This is a genomic window from Methylophilus flavus (assembly GCF_042678905.1).
GTDB classification, from domain to species: Bacteria; Pseudomonadota; Gammaproteobacteria; order Burkholderiales; family Methylophilaceae; genus Methylophilus; species Methylophilus flavus.
This window is the reverse complement of record NZ_JBHTLN010000001.1, coordinates 926360-941835: the sequence shown is the minus strand read 5'-3', so window position 1 is coordinate 941835 and position 15476 is coordinate 926360. Positions and strand designations below refer to the sequence as shown.

Below are 15476 nucleotides of genomic sequence, written 5' to 3'. Positions count from 1 at the left end.
CCCAATTCAGGTAAAATAACAGCTATGAGAAGCAACCGTCAAAGAACCCGCCTGTCGCCAGCGTCAATGGCGAAACAACCTCCCCGTATCGCCGTTATCGAATCCCTGGACCAGGAAGGCCGTGGTGTCGCCCATGTCGACGGCAAAGTGGTTTTTATTGAAGGGGCATTGCCATTTGAGAAGGTGCGGTTTGCCTCGCACTATTCAAAAGCGACTTATGAAGTCGCGGCGACGCTGGAAGTATTGAAACCCTCGAGCCAGCGTGTCACGCCTGGCTGTATTTATTTCGGCACCTGTGGCGGTTGCGCCATGCAGCATCTGGAGTTTTCCGCACAGGTGGCCGCCAAGCAACGCTTGCTGGAAGCTGATTTGTGGCACATAGGCCGCATCAAGCCTGAAAAAATGCTGCCACCGATCCAGGGTACCCCCTGGCAATACCGCCATAAGGCCCGCCTTCGCGTCAAGTATGTGGAGAAAAAAGGCGGCGTGCTGGTCGGGTTTAATGAAAAAGGCACCAGCTACGTCACGTTTATGGATAGCTGCCAGGTGCTGCCGAAAGCCATTTCTGACCTGATCGTGCCGTTAAAGGAATTGATCGGCCAATTGAGTGTGAAGCAATCATTGCCACAGATTGAACTGGCTGTCGGTGAAGATGCGACGGTGTTACTGCTGCGTATCCTTGAGGCACTGGAAGAGCGTGACCTGCCTTTGCTGCAAGCGTTTGAAGCAGCGCACGGGGTGCAATTCTGGACGCAAACCAAAGGCCCGGATACTGCTAAACCTTTGTTCGGCCACAGCGATCGCTTGCATTACAGCCTGCCTGAATACAATCTGGAATACCCGTTCAGCCCGATAGAGTTCACACAGGTAAACCCGGGTATCAACCGGGTGATGATCCGCCGTGCCATGCAATTACTGCAACCGCAGGCGGGCGAGCGCATTGCCGACTTTTTCTGTGGCTTGGGTAACTTCACCTTGCCGATTGCCCGCAGCGGCGCGCAAGTCTATGGCGTGGAAGGCGCGCAGGCGCTGGTCAAGCGTGCGATTGAGAACGCCAGCCTGAATCATATCCCCAATGTAGAATTCGCAGAATCCGACCTGTTTGATATGACGCCGGAACTGTTACAAGGCCTGGGCTATTTTGATAAATGGCTGATCGATCCGCCACGCGATGGCGCGATGGAACTGATCAAGTCACTGCCTGATGATGGCCAGGGCGCACCTAAGCGTATTGTGTATGTCTCGTGCAACCCATCTACGCTCGCACGCGATGTGGCGATCCTGACGCAGTCCAAAGGCTATCAATTGAAGGCGGCAGGCGTGATGAATATGTTCCCGCATACCGCGCATGTGGAATCAATTGCACTGTTTGAAAGAACCTGAAGTGTTGTTGAAAAGCGTTGCTGTTTGGGGGGTGTTGGGGCTTGCGTTAACCATTTCCGGCTGCCAGCCAGACAGGGAACCACGCGCATTGGTATTTGCGGTCGCTCAAGCGCCGGTGAACCTTGACCCCAGATTCGCTACCGATGCCGCTTCCGAACGCATCAATCACCTGTTGTACCAGCGCCTGGTCGAGTTTGATGCCGCCTCGCGTGAAGTACCGGGGCTGGCCTCGTGGCAAATGCAGGATCCCCAGCATTACCGCTTTCACCTGCAACAACCAGCCGCCAGTTTTCACGATGGCAAGCCACTCACGGCTGCCGATGTGAAAGCGACCTACGAAAGCCTGCTACAGCTCAAGAACTCTCCGCATACGGCTGAGTTCAAGCATATACAGCGCATCAGTACCCCGGATGCACAGACCATCGATTTTGAACTGAGCCGCCCGGACCCGCATTTTGCAGCGCGTTTGATCATCGGCATTTTGCCGGCAGATAAGATCGCCGCCGGACATGATTTTGGGCATGCGGCATTGGGCAGTGGCGCGTTTAAACTGGATCGGTGGGACAGTGAATTACAGTTAACCAGGTTGAATGACGGCCTCAAAGTCCGCTTCAGTGAAGTGAAAGACCCGAATGTGCGTGTGCTTAAACTCAAACGCGGCGAGGTTGACTTGATTCAAGGTGATTTGCCGCCAGAATTGGTGAAGTACCTGCAAAAGCAATCCAACATTTCGGTACAAGCCGTGGTTGGTGCCAACTACTCTTATCTGGGATTAAATGTGCAGGCCGAGTTCCTGCGTGACGTCCGGGTCAGGCGCGCCATTGCGCATGCCATTGATACACAGGCGATTATCGATAAAGTGATGGTCAGCCACAGCCGCCAGGCGAATGCCATACTGCCGCCTGAACATTATGCGGGCAACAAGACCTTACAGGCTTATGGTTACCAGCCAGCATTGGCCCGGCAATTATTACAATCGGCTGGTGTAAAACTGCCATTAACGCTGATATATAAAACCAGCACCGACCCGCAACGTGTCAGGCTAGCCACCATTCTGCAGGCGCAAATGCAGGCGGCGGGTATCGATTTACAGATTAAAAGCCTGGACTGGGGCACCTTTTTTGCCGATGTGCAAAAAGGTAATTTCCAGATGTCCGGGCTCACCTGGGTCGGCATCAAAACGCCGGAAATCTACAGCAAGGTGTTTGGCTCAGACAATAGGCCACCTGCCGGATTTAACCGTGGTGGCTACCGCGATGCTGCGTTGGATATGTTACTAAAGAATGAGGATTGGCCTGCTGCCACCCGCCGAATCCATGAACAATTACCGTATATCCCTTTGTGGTATGAAGGGCAATTTGCGGCCTACCAACGCAGTGTCAAATCTTACCAGCCGATGCCGGATGGTAATTGGGATGGCCTGACCAGCATTGTTTTTCAGCCAACCCAACACTAAATCTTTCTTAAGCATTCACCCCAAACAAATGGCCGATGAATGCGGTCGCGGCCATGGCAAGCGCACCCCAAACGACAATGCGGCTGACGCCTTTCCACACGCTGGCGCCACCTGCATGAGCAGCAACAGCGCCCAATATGCCTAAAAACGGCAAGGTACTGAAAATCAGCCAGGTTTGTACCTGTTCATGAGGTGCCAGCCAGGCTGTGAGTAAGGGCAGTGCGGCACCACTTGCAAAAGCAAGTGCCGACGCCAGCGCCGCATGCAAAGGATTGGCCTGGTTCAACTCATGCAAGCCCAGTTCATCACGCGCATGTGCTGCCAGCGAATCGTGATGCGACAATGCCTGAGCTACCTGCTGCGCCAATTCTGCAGAGAGTCCGCGCTGTATATAAATGCCAGTGAGTTCACGCAGTTCGCTGTCCGGATTTTCCTGCAACTCCCTGGCTTCGCGTGCCAGGTCAGCTTGTTCAATATCCATTTGCGAACTGACAGAGACATACTCCCCGGTGGCCATGGAAAGCGCACCTGCTACCAGTCCGGCAACGCCAGTTAGCAACAGGGCGCTATTGTCCGCACCTGCTGCAGCAATGCCCATCAGCAAGCTGGCGGTAGAAATAATGCCGTCGTTTGCGCCTAATACAGAAGCCCGGAGCCAGCCACTGCGCTGCAAAAAATGCATTTCATGATGCGGCATTCTGAACACTCGCTAAAATAGAATGGCTGTGATTGTAATGGAAACACGGGGTAAGTGTCTGTGCGCAAGCCCGGTATGAAATCTTTACTTCACGCGTGATTCTGAGTCTAATCCCTTACAAATCGCTTAGAATAATGCCTATGCATATTGAAATATCCATTCCTGAACAATCACTGACACTGTTAGACGACAACGGCGCGCAGGTCAGCCTTTATGCGGTTTCAACTGCGGCTAACGGGGTTGGATGTGTGAAAGATAGTGGTTGTACACCCTTAGGGTCACATATTATCCGCGCCAAAATTGGTGCAGATGCGCCGGAGAATACAGTGTTTGTCGGACGTAGGCCGACCGGGGAAGTTTTTGCGCCAGCACTGAAAACTCAATTTCCTGAGCGTGACTGGATATTAACCCGCATTCTATGGTTGAGTGGCACGGAGCCGGGTAAGAACCGCCTGGGCAACGTCGATACCATGCAGCGGTATATTTATATTCACGGCTCACCCGACCAAACCGAGTTTGGCGCGCCTGGGTCCCACGGCTGTGTGCGTATGCGCAATGCCGATCTGATTGCTTTATTTGACCAGGTGCCGGTAGGTACTACGGTGAATATTGTTGACCATGGCTCGGAAGGCCAGGGCTTGGAAAATCAAACCATTCCTAACTCAAGTGGCGGATGATTAAGCGTCTCAGCACATTGCTACCGGTCATTGCAGGGGTACTTTGCCTGACCTTTGCGTTGTTACATATGGTGCCGGGCGACCCGGTCGATGTAATGTTGGGGGAATCTGCCAGCGCGGCAGACCGCCAGCTGCTGAAGGCTCAGTTGGGTCTGGATCAGCCACTGTATGTTCAATTAGGGCAGTATGTAGCGAATATACTTCAGGGCGATTTCGGGGTTTCAATCCATACGCAAACGCCGATTACACAGCTGCTGGCAACCGCTTACCCGGCGACATTGATACTCGCAGTGACCGCACTCAGTATAGGGTTACTAATAGGTATCCCGTTAGGCATCTGGTCGGCACTCAAGGCAGGGCATTGGCAGGATGTGATGGTGACCATGGTGAGCATACGGCTCGCTGCTATGCCAGCTTTCTGGCTGGGGCCAGTGCTGATGCTGGTGTTTGCCGTCTGGCTGGGCTGGTTGCCGGTCAGTGGTATGGGTAGTCCCGTTGCCATCATTTTACCCGCAGTCACACTCGGTCTAGGGTTGAGCGCCATTCTTACGCGCATGACGCGTACCAGCCTGCTGGAAGTCTTGAATGAAGACTACATCCGTACCGCGCGCGCCAAAGGCCTGAGTGAGCGGCAGGTGTTGTTACGGCACGCGCTACGCGCAGCACTGTTGCCTCTGGTCACCATCGTTGGCCTGCAAATGGGTAGCCTGCTAGCGGGCGCAGTCATTACCGAAACCATTTTCAGCTGGAACGGCATAGGCAGACTGTTAGTGGATAGTATCGAAAAGCGCGATTACCCGGTGACGCAAGCCTGTGTGCTGGTGATCGCGTTCAGCTATGTGCTGATTAACCAGTTGACTGATCTTGCTTACCGCTGGCTGGACCCACGCACCCGGGGGGCACGATGAAAATTTTTTCATTGTCTACACTGGCCTTCTGGTTGTTTGCAGTGATTATTGCTCACCTCGCAGGCACAAATCCCAACCACACCGATCTTGAAGCGATTTTGCAATGGCCAAGCCCGCAACACTGGCTGGGTACTGATGATTTGGGGCGGGACATTCTGGCGCGTGTTATTCGGGGTGTAGAAGTCTCTTTCCTGGTGACTGTTGTGGTGACGGCAGTCACGATGACGACAGGGATCAGCATCGGTCTGATTGCAGGGTACAAAGGCGGCAGGCTCGACTATGCATTAATGCAACTGACCAATATTTTCCTGGCGTTCCCCGGTATTTTGCTGGCGATTGCGTTTGCTGCCGTATTGGGCGCGGGCATTAGTAATTTGATCCTGGCCTTATGCCTCACGGGTTGGGTGACTTATGCACGCCTGTCACGCGGGCAGACGCTGGCATTACGTCAGCGTCTGCATGTGCTGGCGGCCGAGTCGCTAGGGGCCAGCTCGTTGCGCGTCATGCTGTTGCATATATTTCCGCTGTTAGTATCTATTCTGTTGGTAGAAGCCGCTTACAGCATGGCCAGCGTCATGATTGCCGAGGCTTCCCTGTCGTTTCTTGGGCTGGGTATCCAGGCACCAAACGCTTCATGGGGCGCTATGTTGCGTGATGCCGTCAGGTTTATGCTGGTGGCACCGCATTATGTGCTGACTGTTGGCCTGTGCATGATGAGCCTGATCTTGGCGATCAACCTGGGTGGCGATGTGTTGCGGGACAAGCTGGATGTGCGTAGCGAGGCTAAAGCATGAGAAGTTTAGCCCATGAGAAAGAGTAGGCCATGAGAAAACAGTATCGTTATTACGACCTGATCATGGCGGCGTTTGTCACTGTGCTGGTGTGTTCCAACCTGATCGGTCCGGCTAAAGTCACCCAGATTGATGCACCTTTATTAGGCACATTAACCTTTGGCGCTGGTGTACTCTTCTTCCCTATCAGTTTCATTTTTGGCGATATCCTCACCGAAGTGTATGGTTACGCGGCCAGCCGCCGGGTGATCTGGGCGGGTTTCGCCGGTCTGGCATTCGCAAGCCTGATGGCCTGGATGATCGTTGCCTTGCCACCGGCACCATTCTGGGAAAACCAGCACGAATATGAAGTAGCCTTTGGCAGCACCTGGCGCATCTCTTTGGCAGGCTTAATTGGATTTGCCGTCGGTGAGTTTGTGAATAGTTTTGTCATGGCTAAAATGAAAATATGGAGTGCGGGCAGGCATTTATGGCAGCGCACCATTACAAGTACTGTGTTTGGAGAGGCAATAGACACAGTCATGTTTGTACCGCTGGCTTTCTGGAATACGGGCATTATCCCCAACGATAAAATCCCATTGGTGATTGGTGCGCAAATCATTTCGAAAATCCTGGTCGAGGTGGTGTTTACGCCGGTGGTTTATAAAGTGGTGGCGTTTCTCAAACGTGTAGAGAATGAAGACTACTACGATACGAATACTGACTTTAATCCTTTTGCAATAAAACCTTAGAATAATGCTTTGGCACTGATCGCGCTTGGTTTGCATGCCGTGGTTCAGTGACAGATCATTGAATAAGTACTTGTAAATCTAATCAATAAAAACAGGGAGCAAACAACAATGGATTCAAATTTTCCAATAGCGCTGATTTTGTCAGGCGTGGCAGCACTCATCGTGGTGTGGTTGTTTCTATGGGTGATATTTTTACGTAGAGTGGTTTCCACCAATGAAGTGCATATCGTCCAGGCAGCCAAGCAAAGCCGCTCTTACGGTACCGGGCTGCAATATGGTAATACCTACTATCAATTTCCTATGTGGATCCCGGTGCTGGGTGTAGCTGTATCGCGTTATCCTGTGTCTGTGTTTACAGAAGAACTGATTGATTACGAGGCTTATGACCAGGGTCGTTTGCCATTTGTGATTGATGTAAAAGCGTTTTTCAGGATTGACGACAGCGATACTGCCGCTAAACGAGTCTCTTCATTTGAGGAAATGCGTAATCAGATGAATGCCATCTTGCAGGGATGTATCCGTTCTATTCTGGCAATGAATGACATCGAAACCATCATGCAGGACCGGGCCAAGTTTGGTGAAGAGTTCACCAAGCAGGTGGATGAGAACTTGAGATCCTGGGGTGTGGTGACCGTCAAATCTGTGGAGTTAATGGATATACGCGATTCACAAGGCTCCAATGTCATTCGAAATATCATGGAGAAGAAGAAATCCGAGATTGAAATGCAATCCAGGGTTGAGGTTGCCGCGAATAAACGTAAGGCCGAGATGGCAGAGATTGATGCCAGCCGTGATGTCGAATTACAAAAGCAGGTGAGTCTGCAACAGGTAGGATTACGCACAGCCGAGAAAGAGCGCGAAGTTGGTATAGCGCAAGAGCAGTCTGTACAAAGTATTAAAGAGCAGGAGCGCATCACCAAAGAAAAAACCATGGCGATTGAGCAAGTGGCACAAGTGAAACAGGCCGAGATCAGTAAAGAAGTGCAAATTGTGGCAGCCAACCAGCAAAAAGAAACCGCCATTATTAATGCCGAAGCGAACAAAGAAACGATTTTGATTAATACCGAGGCGGAAAAGCAATCCGCTTTAATCCAGGCTGAAGGCGAGAAGTTTTCAACTGTTGCCATTGCGGAAGGTCAAAAAGAAGCCAAGTTTCTTGAGTCCAAAGGGATTGAAGCAGAAGGACACGCGCGTGCTGAAGCAGCGAAGGCCATGCAACTGGCTTCAGTACAGGCAGAAATTACCCTGGCTGAGAAGATTGGCGAAAATGAAAGCTATCAGAGATACCTGATTTCGCTGGAACAAGTCAAAGTGATGGGCGAGGTTGGTAAAGAGCAGGCCAAGGCGTTGGAAAAAGCCGACGTGAAAATTATCGCCAATGCGGGAGGTACCATCAGCAATGGCATCAGCAAAGTGACGGACCTGTTTAGTGCCAACGGTGGTACGCAAGTGGGCGCCATGCTGGAAGCATTGGGTCAAACTGACCTGGGCAAAAGCATGTTGAACAAGGTCACAGGTGCAGAAGAGAAATCGCCTGTTAAAGACCAGTAAGTATTTTTCTGGTCGGTAACAGCCAGCCAGAATTTAAGCAGTCACTAGGCACTTTGGCGAATGCCATGTATAAAGCATGCATTATGCTCGAGTGCCTTTTTATATTTATATCGGAACCCCATTGAACCAAATTAACTGGTACGAAAAAAACAAAACCCAAGCCGCTGACTGGCAATCTGAAGCAGGCAATCCGGCACCTAAAGCGGTGGTGATAGCCGACGATACCACCAAAGCCGATGAAGCCTATCGCCTGGCTTGCGAAGGCACAGCCTTGCTATACCGCGGCGACTTCCAAAATGCCAAACAACTGCTACAGGCTATCACCCGCCGCGTAGATCGCAAGCCGGTTAAACCTGCCGCCACCATGCTGGAAAGTTTTCATCAGCACCGTGCACGCCAAATCGGCCGCGCCAACATCACCAACAAGGTGCTGATTGAACTCAAGTATGGCCAATGTGACTTGCCACGTGCGCCAGATGTGAAAGCGGCGGTGCAGGGCGCACTGATTATCGACGAGAAAAAAGACAAGTTGCCAGCCAGGCTGGTGTTGTCACTGCGCGAATTGTTAGGCATGGTGGGCGCATATGAATGGCGCAAAAAAGGCGTGCCTATCAATGCCCTCAATGCCAATATCCATGCGCATTACGGCGTGTATTCACCTGTACGTGGCGAATATCTGGAACTGATAGACCAGGCGCCACTCAATCATCCGCAAGTGGCATGGGATATAGGCACTGGTACTGGCGTGATTGCGGCTGTGCTGGTTACGCGTGGCGTGAAGCAGGTGATAGCCACCGAGACAAACCCACGTGCACTCGTATGTGCCAGCGAAAATATCCAGCAACTGAATATGCAAAGCAATATCCAGGTGGTTGAGGCAGATTTGTTCCCGGAGGGGAAGGCAGATTTAATCGTATGTAACCCGCCGTGGTTACCGGCTAAAGCCAATACCACGATAGAGCAGGCGGTTTATGACCCTGATAGCCAAATGCTGAAGGGCTTTTTAAGTGGCTTGAAGTCGCACTTAAATCCAACTGGTGAAGCCTGGCTGGTGATGTCTGATTTGGCGGAGCTGATTGGTTTACGTAAGCCTGATGAACTAACCGACTGGATCGCTGAGGCAGGACTGGAGATCATCGAGCGGTCAGATACACAGCCCAAACATGGTAAGGCGCAGGATAAACAGGATCCGCTTTTTGCGGCGAGATCTAAAGAAGTGACCAGCCTTTATCGTTTAAAATTGCATTAGTTTTTTAATAGGAAGCGTTATGTCTTTAGGTCCCGTGATGCTGGATGTGGTTGGCAAGGAGCTGACTGCCGATGATATCCGCCGTTTGCAACACCCGCTGGTGGGTGGCGTGATTTTGTTTGCGCGTAATTTTGAAAATACCGAGCAACTGAAAGCGCTGACTGCCAGCATTCATGCCGTGCGCCAGCCGCCATTACTGATTGCGGTAGATCACGAAGGTGGGCGCGTACAGCGTTTCAGGGAAGGTTTTACCAAGATTCCGCCCATGCGCGAGTTTGGCCATATCTGGGATAAAAATCCGCGCAAGGCGAAAGAGCTGGCAGTTGAGGCTGGCTATATTTTAGCTGCGGAGTTACGCGCACATGGTGTCGACTTCAGTTTTACGCCGGTGCTGGATATGGATTATGGCGATAGCCTGGTGATCGGTGACCGTGCCTTTCACCGCGACCCACAGGCCATCAACGAACTGGCATTCAGCCTGATGCAGGGCCTGAAAAAAGGTGGTATGGCCGCCGTAGGCAAACATTTCCCCGGCCATGGTTTTGTGGTGGCCGATTCGCATGTGAGTATCCCGGTCGATGAACGCGAGTTTGACCAGATTGCGCAAAACGATATGCAGCCGTTCCGGCAGATGATCGATGAGGGCCTGCATGCGATTATGCCAGCGCATGTGATTTATCCTAAAGTGGATGAAAAACCGGCTGGATTCTCACCGCGCTGGTTACAAAAGGTGTTGCGTGAGCGCCTTGGATTTAACGGCGTGATATTTAGTGATGATTTGAGTATGGAAGGCGCTACCGTGGCTGGTGATGTGACCGCCAGGACATTGGCAGCGCTGAATGCCGGATGTGATATGGTATTGCTATGCAATCGTCCCGATCTGGCGGATGAGTTGCTGGAAAACCTCGAATGGAGTATTTCAGCACAAACGATTGCACGTTTGGCACGTATGCACGGCGGCCATCACCCGGCGGATATGATTGCATTACGTGAGTCAGCAGATTATGTCGATGCTGTGAAACGGGTTGCGCTGGTAGGCTTGAAAGAAGCGGATTTGTTTGCGTGAAGGCTTTCTAAACCAGTCAGGATAAAGTAAGCTCAACGCTTAATAATTAGTAATATTTTCAGACTCAATCATCGGTAATCGCTATGAAATGGATCATCCTCGGGATATTTTTGGCATCTGTCAGCTATGTACACTTTCGCGGCAAAGTGCGGCATAAGTTTTACAGGCAGATATTTGATCATTCCGGCATTGTGTCGCCATTCAATGTTTTTTTGTACCTGTTCTCAAAAGCGCCGACCACGCCATATGTGCAAGTCAGCGAATTCCCCGAATTGAAGGCCATCAGTGACCGCTGGCAGGATATCCTGAAAGAGGCCTTGCATGTACGCGAGCAGGAGCGCATTGCCGCCGCCAAAAACAATAACGATGCCGGCTTTAATTCATTTTTTAAAACCGGCTGGAAACGTTTTTACCTCAAGTGGTACGATGCCGAGCATCCTTCTGCCAGCATTTACTGCCCGCAAACAGTGGCTTTGCTGCAAAGTATTCCCAGCGTCAAAGCCGCCATGTTTGCCGAGTTGCCGCCAGGCGCGCATTTGAACCCACATCGCGACCCATATGCCGGTTCATTACGCTATCACCTTGGCTTAACAACGCCAAATAATGACCTGTGTTATATCAAGGTCGATGGCGAGGATTACAGCTGGCGTGACGGGCAGGCGGTCATGTTCGATGAAACCTACATCCACGAAGCTTATAATAAAACAGACCAAAACCGCATTATCCTGTTCTGCGACATCGAGCGCCCGATGCGTTATGGTTGGGCGCAGGCTATTAACCGTTTCCTTGCGAATACCATCGTCACTGCTGCCAGCTCTCCTAACGAAGACGGCGACCAGACTGGCGTCATTAACCGACTGTTCCATTATGCATGGGTAGTAGGTCAATACCGCCGTCGTTTTAAACGCTGGAATAAAACGGTATACCAGTGCACCCGTATTGTGCTGATTGCGCTTGCCGTTTATGTGATATGGAAGATTTAGGATTAATTAGTAAATATCGATAAAGTGATGATTAAACTTGAAACTTTGTCCATTTACCCTTATCTTAGGTGTGGAAAGTTAAAAGTAATAACGTTTTATTTGAGAGGAAGAAAATATTATGTCAGATATGCAAGTTTTAGGTCGTGAGGGTAGTTTATCCGATACGCAGAATCGCGTATTGCGTAACACATACGCCTTGCTTGGCTTGAGCATGGTGCCTACCGTGATTGGTGCTTACGTCGGCCTGCAAATGAATTTCGGCTTTGTGGCAGAACATCCGTTCATATTCGGTATCGGCTTCCTGGCCGTGATGTTCGGTATGTTCAAACTGATTGCCATCAACCAGAATAGCAGCATCGGTGTCTGGTTATTGCTGGCAATGACTTTTGCCTTCGGCATCATGCTGGGCCCTATCCTGCAACATGCATTACATCTGCGTAATGGTGCAGAAATTGTTGGTTTGGCCGCAGCCGGTACCGGCATCACCTTTCTGACCCTGGCTGGTATCGGTTCTTCACCAGCACGTGATTTCAGCGGCATTGGCAAATTCCTGTTTATAGGCCTGATCCTGGCAATTGTAGCTAGCCTGGCAAATCTGTACTTCCAGATTCCGGCATTGTCACTGGCTATCTCTGGTGTTTCAGTACTGATTTTCTCTGGTTACATTTTATATGATGTAAACCAGATTGTACGTGGTGGCCAGACAAACTATGTCATGGCAACCCTGAGCCTGTATCTGGATGTTTATAATCTGTTTGTTAACCTGTTGAACATCTTGATGGCATTGCTGGGCAATCGCGATTAAGTCATATTAAAGGTTAAATAAAAAACCCGCTCTGGCGGGTTTTTTTATGTCTACAACCACCTTGGTGCAAAATTGATTCTTTAAGGCTGTTTGCAACCAGGCTGGTTTAATACAGCCAAATTAATTGATTGTAATGTTGTATTAAGGGCGCAACCATATGATTATATTAAGAAAAAATATATAACCGAGATGGTTTGATTTTTGCACTCCTCCTCGCAATGGGGGAAGTGAAGTGATAAGCAATAAAATAAAATCAGTATTGTTTCTAGCAGTTTATTCATGTGTTTCTATTGCGGCAGATGTAAATGATGCGCCAGCAAATAACAATACAAAAGCGCCTGAATCAAATGCAACAATTCAATTGGATGAGATTGAGATTAAGGCCAAGCGTCGCCGCATCATTACGCCTTTACCAGGTGTACCTATTGATAAGGCTACTGCAACTACTAATATCCAGAGTGCTACTGCTAAGGAAATTGAAGAAACCAAGGCTTTGAATGTCACTGATTTCATGAATAGCACCATGCAGTCAGTGACAATCAATGATTACACGGGGAACCCGTTCCAGCAGGATTTAAATTTCCGTGGATTCACAGCATCGCCTCAGATTGGTACTCCTCAAGGTATCTCCGTGTACCTTGATGGGGTTCGTGTAAACGAAGCGTTTGGGGATGTCATGAACTGGGATTTGATTCCCATGAATGCCATAGAAAGCCTGAGCATGATCCCTGGTTCGAATCCTCTGTTTGGATTGAATACCCTGGGAGGTGCACTTGCCATTCGAACCAAGGATGGTTTCTCGGATAATTACCTCAGAACACAGTACCTGATCGGTTCATGGGGCAGGGAGCAGGCACAGTTTTCAAATGGCATCAATAATGGAACCGTGGCTTTGTTTACAGCCTATAACCATTTCAAGGAAGATGGCTGGCGAGATAACTCACCCAGTAACTTGCGCCAACTGTTTAATAAAGGAACGCTGCGTCTGGAAAAAGGAGAACTTAGCTTTTCTGCGATAAATATTGATACCGATCTGGTCGGTAACGGCATGCTTCCCTACGAAATGGCTGAGCAGGATAGAAAGCAGGTCTTTACCTCTCCCGATGAAGTCAAAAATTCACTTGGACATTACAACCTGAGCGGTAGTTGGTATGTCAATGATGTACTGACCCTTTCAGCAATGGGCTATAAGAGACGAATGATCCAGTCAGCAGTTGGCGCTGATGTCTATGATGCATACTATGCCGCCCAGCAGGTCTGGGATCCGATTAACTATCCGGGAGCAGATAGAGTCAATGGCATATTTAACTATATGGATCTTAATCAAAAAAGCCAGGGTTACACCCTGCAGGCGGCTCTGGATCTTGAAAAGCACCAAATGGTATTCGGGGCTTCAAGGGATTCGAATGACATACGATTTCTTCAATCGCAGTTGCTAGGCGAGATCAATAAAGATCACGAAGTGAATCCGGTGAATAATCCAGCGTTTGATCCGGTGTTTGACTTTGCTGTATATCGAAAAATCCTGAGGAATAATCTGACTGGCTCAAGCCGTACGAAGAGTATTTTTCTTTTTGATACCTGGTCGCCTGCCGATAATCTGCATGTCAGTCTTGGTGTGCGCTGGAACTGGACGAATGTCAAAAACTATCTTGAATCAGAGGTAGGTAAGGATCCTTACAATTATGTTCCCAATGATCTTCAGCGATTAAGATGCGCTGTTCCTGGAGAACCGGCCCAGAATAAAGGATTGTTTACCTGCAGCACTGGGGATTATGATTATCGCAGTTTCAATCCATCTCTCGGTGTGACATGGGAGTTTAAAGAAAATGTTTCGGCTTATACCAATGTCAGCAGAGGGGCGAGAGCACCTACGGTGATTGAACTGGGCTGTGCTAACGATAAAACCAAGGATAACACGGTCGGTAGTACGAATTACCAGCAAGGGTGTTCTATTCCTACTTCACTCTCAGCTGACCCTTATCTGAAACAAGTCAGATCTACCGCCTACGAATTAGGTTTGCGTGGTGCAGATACCAACCTGGACTGGAATATCGGATTATTCAGAACTGATCTGACAGATGACATTTTATTCGTCCCGCTTGGCAGGAAAAACCGTGGTGTTTTTGATAATTTCGGTCAAACGTTGCGCCAGGGGCTGGAGATGGGCGTCAAGTGGACCTGGGGCGATGATAAATTCAGCCTGAACTACACATTGATGAAGGCGACCTTCGAGTCTTCAGCCAGACTTGTAAACCCTGCCAATAGTAGTAATGGCCAGAACTCCAGTGGTGTAAATGCGCAGGCATATGTCGATATAAAAGCGGGAGATGAATTACCCGGGATGCCCAACCATATTATGCAGGCAAGCTGGAATCATCGGTTTAACGATAAATTCGATGCAACGTTATCAATGATCATGCATTCATCCTCTTACGTACGGGGTAACGAAAATAATGAGCATCAGCCCAGGGATAAACAAGGCATTGAGTTTTATGATTACATAGGGGATGGCACTATTCCCGGGTATGCTGTGTTTAACTTCCGGGCTAATTACAAGGTAAGTCCGGGTATCAATATGTTTATAAAAGTAGATAATATTTTTGACAGGGAGTATTCAACAGCCGGTAATCTGGCATTAACCCCTTTTAATGCGGCTGGCCGATTCATGACAGGTACAAATCAAGCTTCTTCTGAATGGAATAACACCACTTTCATTGGGCCCGGGGCACCAAGGGCAGCGTGGATAGGACTTTCAATAGATTGGAACTGGAAAAATAAAGCTTTTAAAGATTAAGACGCGGATGAGATAAAAAGCCAGCATTGATTGCTGGCTTTTTTCTTGGTTGTTTTCGGCAACCAATCGGTGGTTTATAACAACCATTATTACGGATTGATTTGGTATTAAAAACTTTTCTTAAATCTGTTAATAAAATTTAAACAAATATTTTAATCCATAAAAATTAAATCATTATTTATCAGTCACTTATAAATCTTCCTGACGCGGGGAACTGCCTGTGTAAATTTGTGATAACCGGAAAAACGCTGGCACAGGTTTTGCCATCTGTTAAAGACGAAGCTGCTAGAAATCAAGTGATTGTTTTAATAATGCAGCAGGTATTGGTTTTGTTATCTAGCCATGACAACTGGAATTAGATTGAAAACAAATATTCTTTAAA

13 protein-coding genes are annotated in these 15476 nt (G+C 49.3%); 12 read left to right on the top strand and 1 reads right to left on the bottom strand.

The window, feature by feature from the left end; all coding sequences use genetic code 11:
• The first annotated feature begins 24 nt into the window (after positions 1 to 24).
• Entirely contained in the window at positions 25 to 1383 is a 1359-nt protein-coding gene (gene rlmD / locus ACFQ2T_RS04415; RefSeq protein ID WP_379031040.1) for a 23S rRNA (uracil(1939)-C(5))-methyltransferase RlmD, read from the top strand.
• Positions 1349 to 2839, top strand: a complete 1491-nt coding sequence (locus ACFQ2T_RS04410; RefSeq protein ID WP_379031037.1) for an ABC transporter substrate-binding protein — start codon at positions 1349 to 1351, stop codon at positions 2837 to 2839. The genes rlmD and ACFQ2T_RS04410 overlap by 35 nt, the downstream gene beginning before the upstream one ends.
• 7 nt (positions 2840 to 2846) lie before the next feature.
• Here the strand turns inward: ACFQ2T_RS04410 and ACFQ2T_RS04405 are convergent, their stop codons facing one another.
• Positions 2847 to 3536 carry a VIT1/CCC1 transporter family protein gene (locus tag ACFQ2T_RS04405; protein WP_379031034.1) on the bottom strand — a complete coding sequence of 230 codons (690 nt, stop codon included), beginning with the start codon at positions 3534 to 3536 and terminating at the stop codon, positions 2847 to 2849.
• A 140-nt stretch (positions 3537 to 3676) separates the two neighbouring features.
• Here ACFQ2T_RS04405 and ACFQ2T_RS04400 point away from each other — a divergent pair, with 140 nt between their 5' ends.
• The 10 genes from ACFQ2T_RS04400 to ACFQ2T_RS04355 all read left to right on the top strand — a co-directional run bounded on the left by ACFQ2T_RS04400 (position 3677) and on the right by ACFQ2T_RS04355 (position 15094).
• The gene (locus ACFQ2T_RS04400) at positions 3677 to 4213 is read left to right on the top strand and encodes a L,D-transpeptidase family protein (RefSeq protein ID WP_379031032.1); all 537 of its coding nucleotides are present in this window, start codon (positions 3677 to 3679) and stop codon (positions 4211 to 4213) included.
• The gene (gene nikB / locus ACFQ2T_RS04395) at positions 4210 to 5121 is read left to right on the top strand and encodes a nickel ABC transporter permease (protein WP_379031029.1); all 912 of its coding nucleotides are present in this window, start codon (positions 4210 to 4212) and stop codon (positions 5119 to 5121) included. Before ACFQ2T_RS04400 ends, nikB begins: the two co-directional genes overlap by 4 nt.
• Positions 5118 to 5915, top strand: a complete 798-nt coding sequence (locus ACFQ2T_RS04390) for an ABC transporter permease (protein WP_379031027.1) — start codon at positions 5118 to 5120, stop codon at positions 5913 to 5915. The genes nikB and ACFQ2T_RS04390 overlap by 4 nt, the downstream gene beginning before the upstream one ends.
• A 29-nt stretch (positions 5916 to 5944) precedes the next feature.
• The gene (locus ACFQ2T_RS04385; RefSeq protein ID WP_379031025.1) at positions 5945 to 6643 is read left to right on the top strand and encodes a queuosine precursor transporter; all 699 of its coding nucleotides are present in this window, start codon (positions 5945 to 5947) and stop codon (positions 6641 to 6643) included.
• Positions 6644 to 6751: 108 nt separating this feature from the next.
• Positions 6752 to 8194, top strand: a complete 1443-nt coding sequence (locus tag ACFQ2T_RS04380) for an SPFH domain-containing protein (RefSeq protein ID WP_379031022.1) — start codon at positions 6752 to 6754, stop codon at positions 8192 to 8194.
• A 121-nt stretch (positions 8195 to 8315) separates the two neighbouring features.
• Positions 8316 to 9443 (top strand): methyltransferase, encoded by a 1128-nt coding sequence (locus ACFQ2T_RS04375; RefSeq protein WP_379031019.1) that lies wholly within the window; start codon positions 8316 to 8318, stop codon positions 9441 to 9443.
• 19 nt (positions 9444 to 9462) lie between these two features.
• On the top strand, positions 9463 to 10509 hold the full coding sequence (gene nagZ, locus ACFQ2T_RS04370) for a beta-N-acetylhexosaminidase (protein ID WP_379031016.1): 1047 nt from the start codon (positions 9463 to 9465) through the stop codon (positions 10507 to 10509).
• An 83-nt stretch (positions 10510 to 10592) separates the two neighbouring features.
• Positions 10593 to 11492 (top strand): aspartyl/asparaginyl beta-hydroxylase domain-containing protein, encoded by a 900-nt coding sequence (locus ACFQ2T_RS04365; RefSeq protein WP_379031014.1) that lies wholly within the window; start codon positions 10593 to 10595, stop codon positions 11490 to 11492.
• A gap of 118 nt (positions 11493 to 11610) precedes the next feature.
• Positions 11611 to 12297 carry a Bax inhibitor-1 family protein gene (locus tag ACFQ2T_RS04360; protein ID WP_379031011.1) on the top strand — a complete coding sequence of 229 codons (687 nt, stop codon included), beginning with the start codon at positions 11611 to 11613 and terminating at the stop codon, positions 12295 to 12297.
• Between the two features lie 232 nt (positions 12298 to 12529).
• Positions 12530 to 15094: a TonB-dependent receptor gene (locus ACFQ2T_RS04355; protein ID WP_379031008.1), complete on the top strand. Its 2565-nt coding sequence runs from the start codon at positions 12530 to 12532 to the stop codon at positions 15092 to 15094.
• The last annotated feature ends 382 nt before the right edge of the window (positions 15095 to 15476 follow it).

Coding starts and splice junctions, on each gene's coding strand:
- rlmD (WP_379031040.1), top strand. CDS start 25: ATGAGAAGCAACCGTCAAAGAACCCGCCTGTCGCCAGCGTCAATGGCG.
- ACFQ2T_RS04410 (WP_379031037.1), top strand. CDS start 1,349: ATGTGGAATCAATTGCACTGTTTGAAAGAACCTGAAGTGTTGTTGAAA.
- ACFQ2T_RS04405 (WP_379031034.1), bottom strand. CDS start 3,536: ATGCCGCATCATGAAATGCATTTTTTGCAGCGCAGTGGCTGGCTCCGG.
- ACFQ2T_RS04400 (WP_379031032.1), top strand. CDS start 3,677: ATGCATATTGAAATATCCATTCCTGAACAATCACTGACACTGTTAGAC.
- nikB (WP_379031029.1), top strand. CDS start 4,210: ATGATTAAGCGTCTCAGCACATTGCTACCGGTCATTGCAGGGGTACTT.
- ACFQ2T_RS04390 (WP_379031027.1), top strand. CDS start 5,118: ATGAAAATTTTTTCATTGTCTACACTGGCCTTCTGGTTGTTTGCAGTG.
- ACFQ2T_RS04385 (WP_379031025.1), top strand. CDS start 5,945: ATGAGAAAACAGTATCGTTATTACGACCTGATCATGGCGGCGTTTGTC.
- ACFQ2T_RS04380 (WP_379031022.1), top strand. CDS start 6,752: ATGGATTCAAATTTTCCAATAGCGCTGATTTTGTCAGGCGTGGCAGCA.
- nagZ (WP_379031016.1), top strand. CDS start 9,463: ATGTCTTTAGGTCCCGTGATGCTGGATGTGGTTGGCAAGGAGCTGACT.
- ACFQ2T_RS04365 (WP_379031014.1), top strand. CDS start 10,593: ATGAAATGGATCATCCTCGGGATATTTTTGGCATCTGTCAGCTATGTA.
- ACFQ2T_RS04360 (WP_379031011.1), top strand. CDS start 11,611: ATGTCAGATATGCAAGTTTTAGGTCGTGAGGGTAGTTTATCCGATACG.